We start from the raw sequence: 6,819 nt of genomic DNA, 5'->3' as shown, positions 1-6,819 counted from the left end.
GCCGGTGGGCCTGCCGAAGCGATTCCACCGTTTGACGAACTCCGGCGCAAAGCGCCGCACCCAGCGCAGGATCGTCGTGTGGGCCAGCGCCAGACCCCGTTCCGCCATCATTTCGACCAGATCGCGCAAGCTAAGCTTGTAGCGCAGGTACCCGCGAACACACAGAATGATCACATCGCGGTCAAAGTGACGGCCTGCAAACAGTTCGTCCAGGCTCTTCAGCTTGCTCATCGTCGGTTCTCAATAGTTCAGCCCGACACCTTAACCGATTCGCCCCCGCGCTATTTGCACCAGAGCCTTGCCGCGAAGGACCTGCTCATCGAACTGCAGGAAGCAAGCGGTTGAAGAGACACCTCCCTCGATATTGGTCGCTAAAGTGCGGCAGATCCGACACGGAATAGTTCAATAGTTGCCAGAGGAACATCACATGCAACGCAATATGCTGAAGTCAAAGATTCACCGCGCCGTTGTCACCCACTGCGAACTTCACTACGAAGGATCGTGCGCTATTGATGAAGATCTTTTGGACGCGGCGGGGCTTGTCGAAAATGAACGAATCGATGTCTGGAACATCAACAACGGTGAGCGTTTTTCCACATACGCCATCAAAGGCGAGCGAGGAAGCGGCATGATCTCGCTCAATGGCTCGGCCGCCAGGCGGGCACAACTCGGCGACCTGGTAATCATCGCAGCGTTTGCGATGGTCGACGAGATGGAGTGTGCGGCGGGTTGGCATCCCAAGCTGGTATTCGTCGACGAGAAAAACAAAATGAAGGGTAGTCGCGATCATGTGCCGACGCAGAGTTGGTCCTGAAATTCTTGATTTGATCACTTGAAATTGCGCTTGCCGGGGAGGGCGCAGCGAGCCGTGTCATGCCGTAGTCTCCACGCTGCCACGTGACCTGTGGTAACGTGAATTTTGACAACTGGAGCCTTTGCGAACTGGCTGTGCGTCGCGAATCGCTTGAGACGTGTGGGTGCATGCGGTGGCCAATTTGAGCCCAGCGAGCCTTGCGGCGCGGGTGCCGAGCTGATTCGAACCAACGGCCTAGTGTTCTGTCCCAAAAATAACTTTACGTAAATTCAGATTGGTCTATGATCGAATCACGATGAGTTGGAGGCGATCATGGGACGCAAAGGAATCGAGGTTGTCGTGTCGGAACTGGAGCGAGAACAATTGCTGTCAATGAGCCGCTCGCGTTCGCTGCCTCACTCTCTCGTGCGCCGGGCAAAGATTGTCTTGATGGCCGCTGACGGTCATACGAGTCAAGAAATTGCGACGCAGTGCCAAGTAACACCACCCGCAATTACGCACTGGAAGAAGCGCTTTGTTGCCCATGGACTTGCCGGTCTGCATGATGAAGCCCGTCCAGGCCGGCCTCGCACGCATGATGATGAAGCAGTAGCGGAATTGCTTGCGAGGATACTGCATGAGAAGCCGGACGGGGCAACGCACTGGAGCGTGCGCTCCGCTGCTGCGCAGACAGGGATCTCGAAGAGTTCGGTGGCCCGATATCTGTCGCTGTTCGGCGTACAGCCTCATCGGTCAAAAAGCTTCAAGCTGTCTAATGATCCCTACTTCGTGGAGAAGGTGCGCAATATCGTCGGGCTGTACCTGAGTCCGCCGACCAATGCCCTGGTGCTGTGCGTCGACGAGAAGAGCCAGTGCCAGGCGCTGGAGCGTACGCAGCCGATGTTGCCGATGGGGTTGGGCTATCTCGAGGGAGTGACGCATGATTACGTCCGGCACGGCACTACCACTCTGTTCGCCGCGCTCAATACGGCGACGGGTGAAGTTATTGCGCAATGTAAGCCGCGCCACCGACATCAGGAATTCCTGGCGTTTCTCAGGCATGTGGATCAGACGGTGCCTGCCGATCTCGATGTGCATCTGATCGTCGACAACTATGCGACACACAAGCATCCCAAGGTCAGGGCGTGGCTGGCCAGGCATACGCGCTACCACATGCACTTCACGCCGACTTACTCAAGCTGGCTGAATCAGGTTGAACGCTGGTTTGGCCTGATTACACAGCAGACGATCCGGCGAGGGTCGTTCAAGAACGTGCGTCAACTCATCACCAGCATCGAGCGATATATCGAGCAGTACAACCAACACGGCCGGCCGTTCGTATGGACCGCGACCGCCGATTCAATTCTCCAGAAAGTGGCTCGGCTATGCAAAGTTATTTCTGGGACAGAACACTAGTGCTAATAGACGATTTTCGGCACGGAGCCGTTGGTTTGCACAATTTTGTTCCTGCTGCGCAACCGTCGTTTTTGTTCGCCCAAGGGCTGAGAACAAAATCATGCAAAAAGCGGGAATAAAATTGTGCAAACCAACGGGCGACGACGGCTATCGGTTTAATCAGCCACCATAATTTGACATAAAAACAATTAGCGAAGTTTAGTACGTATTCCTTATCAAATAGCGTGCACGTTTGCTCAACGGCGTCAGCGTGAGCGACCCGCGCCGCTCACGCGAGTGGAGTCCTCTGGATTGCGGTCTTTCCAGGCGGGCAACCGATTTATGCGGTGGCGGCTTTCGGGTTGTCCAGTTAACCTGCGGCTCATCCGGCCCAGCGGCATCAAGCTGACCCATGTCTCGGCGAGTTTGGCGGCTTCGAGCCGATACAGCTGCAGGCCGACGCGGCTGCACGCCGGGCCGGTTGCCGTGTCGGTCCACTTGAAGGCGAACCGAAACCAGGCCAGGTCGTCGGTGAAATCGTGGTCGTAGACCAACACGCGGATGTCCGGGCGCGCCGCGCGCACCTTCACCGGCTCCCGATTTAACCCGGTTGGTCCAGTTGTCGAAGCAGATCCTTGACGTTCTCCCATTGCCCGACGGCGTCGTATTGCTGTCGAGCCATTTCCTTGCGGCATCTGCGGGCAGCCATTTCGCTCTTGAGCAGATTCGAAGCCGCGAGGTAGCTGAAGAACTCGGGAGCGATGCCTCGTTCCGTTCGGGTCTCATCAGGCATCGTCCCGTCCTGGTTCTCCGGCACCTTGGGCCTGACACCCCCCTCCAGCAGCCCGTCCTGCATGCTCCTGGCGTGGCTCACCTGGGCGTTCAGCAGGCTCGCCAGCTGGAGCGCCAAGTCGAGTTGCCGCTGGACAGCTTCCTGATAGCGCCCGAGGCGCTGATGCGCTTCCATCCTGACTTCGTCCGCGGATCTCACGAATAGGCTGGTCACGCTATCGCCGAGGGCCAGGTCCATTGGAGTGACCGCCGGCAGGTGCTCTTTCAGGGATTCGATCACCACGGAATTGAGCGTACTCCGAGTCCTGTAGGCCACATACCGGAGCGAGTCTTCCAGGTCCTGGGGTAACCGGATCTGGATTGGCTTTGGTTTCGATTCTGAATTCATTTGTTAAAAAAATATAAAATTCGATGTCACGATGTCACTACTATAGTCTAATATATATTTAGACATCACGCAGTCAACTTGAAAGAGGAGCGTTCAGAAGCAAATTCCATTTCGGCAGGCAATCTGCAGCCGCAGGTCAACACTCCGGTTCGGGCCTCTCAACCGGCCCCCTTTTTGCTACGGCATGTTGGAGATCCCATGTCCCAGTTCCACAACAACAACCTGTTGCACAACCTTCGCGTCGGCGTACGCATGGTGCGAGCAGGTATGCACCCTGAAGTCGCGTCTTTCGCTCTCGCCAAGGAAGGCATCAACGCCCCATCGCCGATGCTCGAGGCCGCAGCACAGCCTGGCGTGCTCGAGAGCATGAGCGCAAGGCCGTATACGCATGCTCGTGCAGATCGCCAGATCGCCGCTGACCAGCGCATGCGAACGCAGCTTGCGGAGATGCAGGCCCAGCCCGAGCCGGAAGAAGATGATGTCGTCATGCATTCGGACGACGATGCCGATGACTGACACTCGCCGGGCCTGACACGGTGATAGCGATGGCGATCGGTGTCAGCGAACAAACCAGTACAAGGGAGGCTCCAGGTCTCCCTTATTTTTGTTCACTCGCCGTCAACGACGGCTCCAGTGATCGACCTCGACACCAGGGCACAAAGCTTCATCTGCCTCCCGAGCTCCGGGACCGCAATGTCAGATTCGTAGACGAATCCGGGGCAACGGCTCATCGATTCGTAGTGGATGTATTCGCAGAGCCGGGTTGCAAACGAGAAAGTGGAGTTCCTAGTGGACGGCACCAACCGGCCTTCGAACCTTTATCGTTGAACACTGCGGATCCAGCAATGATGGCCGTCGGGGATGCTGGCCTGGCCGAGCGGCCTGCGTCAGGGTTTGAAGCGCGCGCGCGCGGCGGGGGCCGGTGACGCCTCGGCTGCCGCCTTTTCGTCCCGGTCGATCGCCGAGCGGATCAGGGTCTTGCGGTCGTCCTCGACCGGCAACAGGTCCACGCGCTTCCTGAGCTTGACCAGATCCACCATGCGGTGGCGGATCAGTTCCTGGTTGAAGGTGCGGTCCTTGGGCCGGTCTGCCACGTACTTCGACAGTGCGAGGTCGTGCACGTCGATGCAGTAGCCGACGCCGCCGCCGGTGGCGGGCGTCGCCACCTGGGTCAAGCGACCTTCCCAGCCTACCGGCAACACCGCGGTGCGGGGATCAACGCCCTGCGCGTAGTAGCCGAAGGCCTCGTTGAAGGGCGACCCCTCGCCGATCGAGCCGTCGATCAGGTCCGACAGCGTTTCCCAGTTCACGCGCGGGTAGATGTCGAGTTCGTTCGATTGCAGCAGAGACTCGGGCGCATCAGGAAATGCGCCGAGAATCGACTGGCTGCCGACAATCACGAATTCGGTTTCCTGCGTGATGGCCGACGCGGCGCGGATCACATGTTCGAGTTGGTCGCGTTCCATTGCCTGAGAAAACTCCAGCGTTCCTGTGGAGAGAGTACGCCTGCGAAGGGGGTGGATTGCCGCAGCTCCCTGGCGCGCTCGCTGTCCTCGGTCGCCACGGCTAGGGCGGCTGGGATCCCCTGCTCCAGCAACCTCGACCAGGCCACGAGCAGCGGGCCGTTGCGTCCGGGCATGCGCGACCAGCGCTCAATGTTCTGAGACGCGATTTCGAACAGTTTCGGCTCGGCGCGGATCTTGTCGGCGATCAGGCGATGCATCGCCAGGCTGCGCCGGTCAAGCCGTTCGTGCGAGCTCGACACAACTTCCATCTAGAATCTCCCGGATTGCACAGGGCCTTATGCCGATCGTAAGGCATCTTGCTGGCCCTGTCACGACCGGTTGCCGCCGCTCCCACGCAACTGCTGCGCGAGCGCCCGACGCCTGGAGTCCGCGGCATCGCGTCGGGCGGCGCATTTGACGCGTCGCTGACGCCGCGATGACGCGGCAACGACGCCACCGTGACGCGTGCGCGCGTCCTGCTGACGTGGCCGGTTGCGCGTTGGGACTATTTGAAGCAGACATTACCCAACAGCCAGAACGGCAGTCCGGCCGACCTGCTAGTCCATTGCGTCATTGAAAAAGCACCTGAACTGGTATTCAATGAAACACATGGAAAAGATGAACTTGACGGCGCTTGAGCGCAAACAATTGCTGTCGGCGGCTCGTAGCCAAACGGTGCGCGCAGCTGACACGCGGCGTGCCCGGTTGATCCTGATGCTTGACGACGGCGAAACACGTGAGGCGATCATGCAGCGGCTGCGCTGTGACTCCCGCTTCATTAGCCGTTGGTCGAGCCGGTTTCTGGCCGAGCGGCTGGCAGGCCTGTACGCGCGCCATCCGGGACGAGTTCCGGTGCATCCGCCTGAAAAGCTGGAGGCGCGGGTTCTGAATCTCACGCTCAAGCAGCGGCCCCCGGACGGCTCGACGCATTGGAGCAGCTATAAGCTTGCCGCGGCTTTGGGCGATGTGGGCGCTTCCACGGTCCAGCGCATCTGGCGCAAGCACGGCGTACGCCCCCATCGGCTCGATACGCACATGGTCCAAATGATCCTGACTTCGAGACCAAGGCGGCAGACGTGATCGGTCTGTATCTGAACCCGCCCGCACACGCGGTGGTGTTCTGCGTAGACGAGAAGACGGCAATTCAGGCTCTGGACCGTAAAGACCGGATGCTGCCGCTGTCGCCCGGGCGCGCCGAGAGCCACGGCTTCGAATACAAGCGCAACGGCACGCTGAGCCTGTTCGCCGCGCTCAACACGACAACCGGGGAAGTCATCGGCAGGACGGCGCCGCGCCATACCAGCGAGCAGTTCGTGGCCTTCCTCACCGACGTTATCGCCAGCCAGCGGCCCAAACAAGAGATCCATGTGATCTGCGACAACGTCAGCAGCCACAAGACCCCGCGCGTGCAAGAGTTCCAGCGGCAACACCGAAACGTGCGGTTGCATTACACGCCGACCTATACCTCCTGGCTGAATCAGGTCGAGAACTGGTTCTCGCGCATTCAGCGCGACGTGATCGCGCGAGGCATCTTCACCACAGTAAAGGATTTGGAGCGCAAGCTGATGCGCTATATCCGCGAGCACAGTGCGACACGTGTCGCCGTCAGCCGCGCGTCAAGCGGCATGCAGTAGGCGGTAAAGCTCGTCTCTGTCTTGTCACGCTTCACAAAATACCGTGTTGCCGTGACCTGCTGTACGGCCAGCAGTTGCCTACTTGGACAGGCGCGGCGGGTAACTGCCGGGTCTGAAGCTCCAAGGACAATGTACTCGTCGAAAGACACCACGCTCGGCGACGATATGTGGTGACGCTGCGAGCCGTAATGCGGCGTCGAGGCTAGGCAATTTCCGCATGCGCAACGAATGTGAATCGTCGATAAACCTCGTAACGGATGATGGGCCGAAGCGGCTAATGGGCCCAAACCAAAAGGTATGCAGCCGGTTGCT

Annotated in this window: 7 protein-coding genes and 2 pseudogenes; 4 read left to right on the top strand and 5 right to left on the bottom strand. The window is 59.2% G+C overall.

Annotation, left to right across the window (positions count from 1 at the left end):
* Positions 1–231, bottom strand: a pseudogene (locus M3A49_RS41700) (IS6 family transposase); the annotation flags it as partial.
* A 196-nt stretch (positions 232–427) separates the two neighbouring features.
* Here M3A49_RS41700 and panD point away from each other — a divergent pair.
* Both panD and M3A49_RS41690 read left to right on the top strand, forming a co-directional pair.
* Positions 428–814, top strand: coding sequence for an aspartate 1-decarboxylase (panD, locus tag M3A49_RS41695; RefSeq protein WP_266233932.1), 387 nt, complete (start codon positions 428–430; stop codon positions 812–814).
* A 312-nt stretch (positions 815–1,126) separates the two neighbouring features.
* A complete protein-coding gene (locus M3A49_RS41690) occupies positions 1,127–2,209 on the top strand; it encodes an IS630 family transposase (protein ID WP_266233931.1) in 1,083 nt (360 codons plus the stop codon).
* Between the two features lie 245 nt (positions 2,210–2,454).
* On the opposite strand, the gene M3A49_RS41685 is transcribed toward M3A49_RS41690, so the two are convergent.
* A complete protein-coding gene (locus M3A49_RS41685; protein WP_266233930.1) occupies positions 2,455–2,778 on the bottom strand; it encodes a hypothetical protein in 324 nt (107 codons plus the stop codon).
* Between the two features lie 11 nt (positions 2,779–2,789).
* Positions 2,790–3,263, bottom strand: coding sequence for a hypothetical protein (locus M3A49_RS41680; protein WP_266233929.1), 474 nt, complete (start codon positions 3,261–3,263; stop codon positions 2,790–2,792).
* A gap of 303 nt (positions 3,264–3,566) precedes the next feature.
* Between M3A49_RS41680 and M3A49_RS41675 the strand changes: the two genes are divergently transcribed.
* A complete protein-coding gene (locus tag M3A49_RS41675) occupies positions 3,567–3,884 on the top strand; it encodes a hypothetical protein (protein ID WP_266233928.1) in 318 nt (105 codons plus the stop codon).
* 371 nt (positions 3,885–4,255) lie between these two features.
* On the opposite strand, the gene M3A49_RS41670 is transcribed toward M3A49_RS41675, so the two are convergent.
* Positions 4,256–4,834, bottom strand: coding sequence for a DUF6036 family nucleotidyltransferase (locus tag M3A49_RS41670; RefSeq protein ID WP_266233927.1), 579 nt, complete (start codon positions 4,832–4,834; stop codon positions 4,256–4,258).
* Positions 4,807–5,142, bottom strand: a complete 336-nt coding sequence (locus M3A49_RS41665) for a hypothetical protein (protein ID WP_266233926.1) — start codon at positions 5,140–5,142, stop codon at positions 4,807–4,809. The genes M3A49_RS41670 and M3A49_RS41665 overlap by 28 nt, the downstream gene beginning before the upstream one ends.
* Before the next feature lie 331 nt (positions 5,143–5,473).
* Between M3A49_RS41665 and M3A49_RS41660 the strand changes: the two are divergent.
* Positions 5,474–6,507, top strand: a pseudogene (locus M3A49_RS41660) (IS630 family transposase).
* Positions 6,508–6,819 lie beyond the last annotated feature (312 nt).

Origin of the sequence: Paraburkholderia sp. CNPSo 3076 (assembly GCF_026343935.1) — a bacterium.
Classification (GTDB): Bacteria; Pseudomonadota; Gammaproteobacteria; order Burkholderiales; family Burkholderiaceae; genus Paraburkholderia; species Paraburkholderia nodosa.
This window is presented reverse-complemented; position numbering and strand designations above follow the sequence as displayed.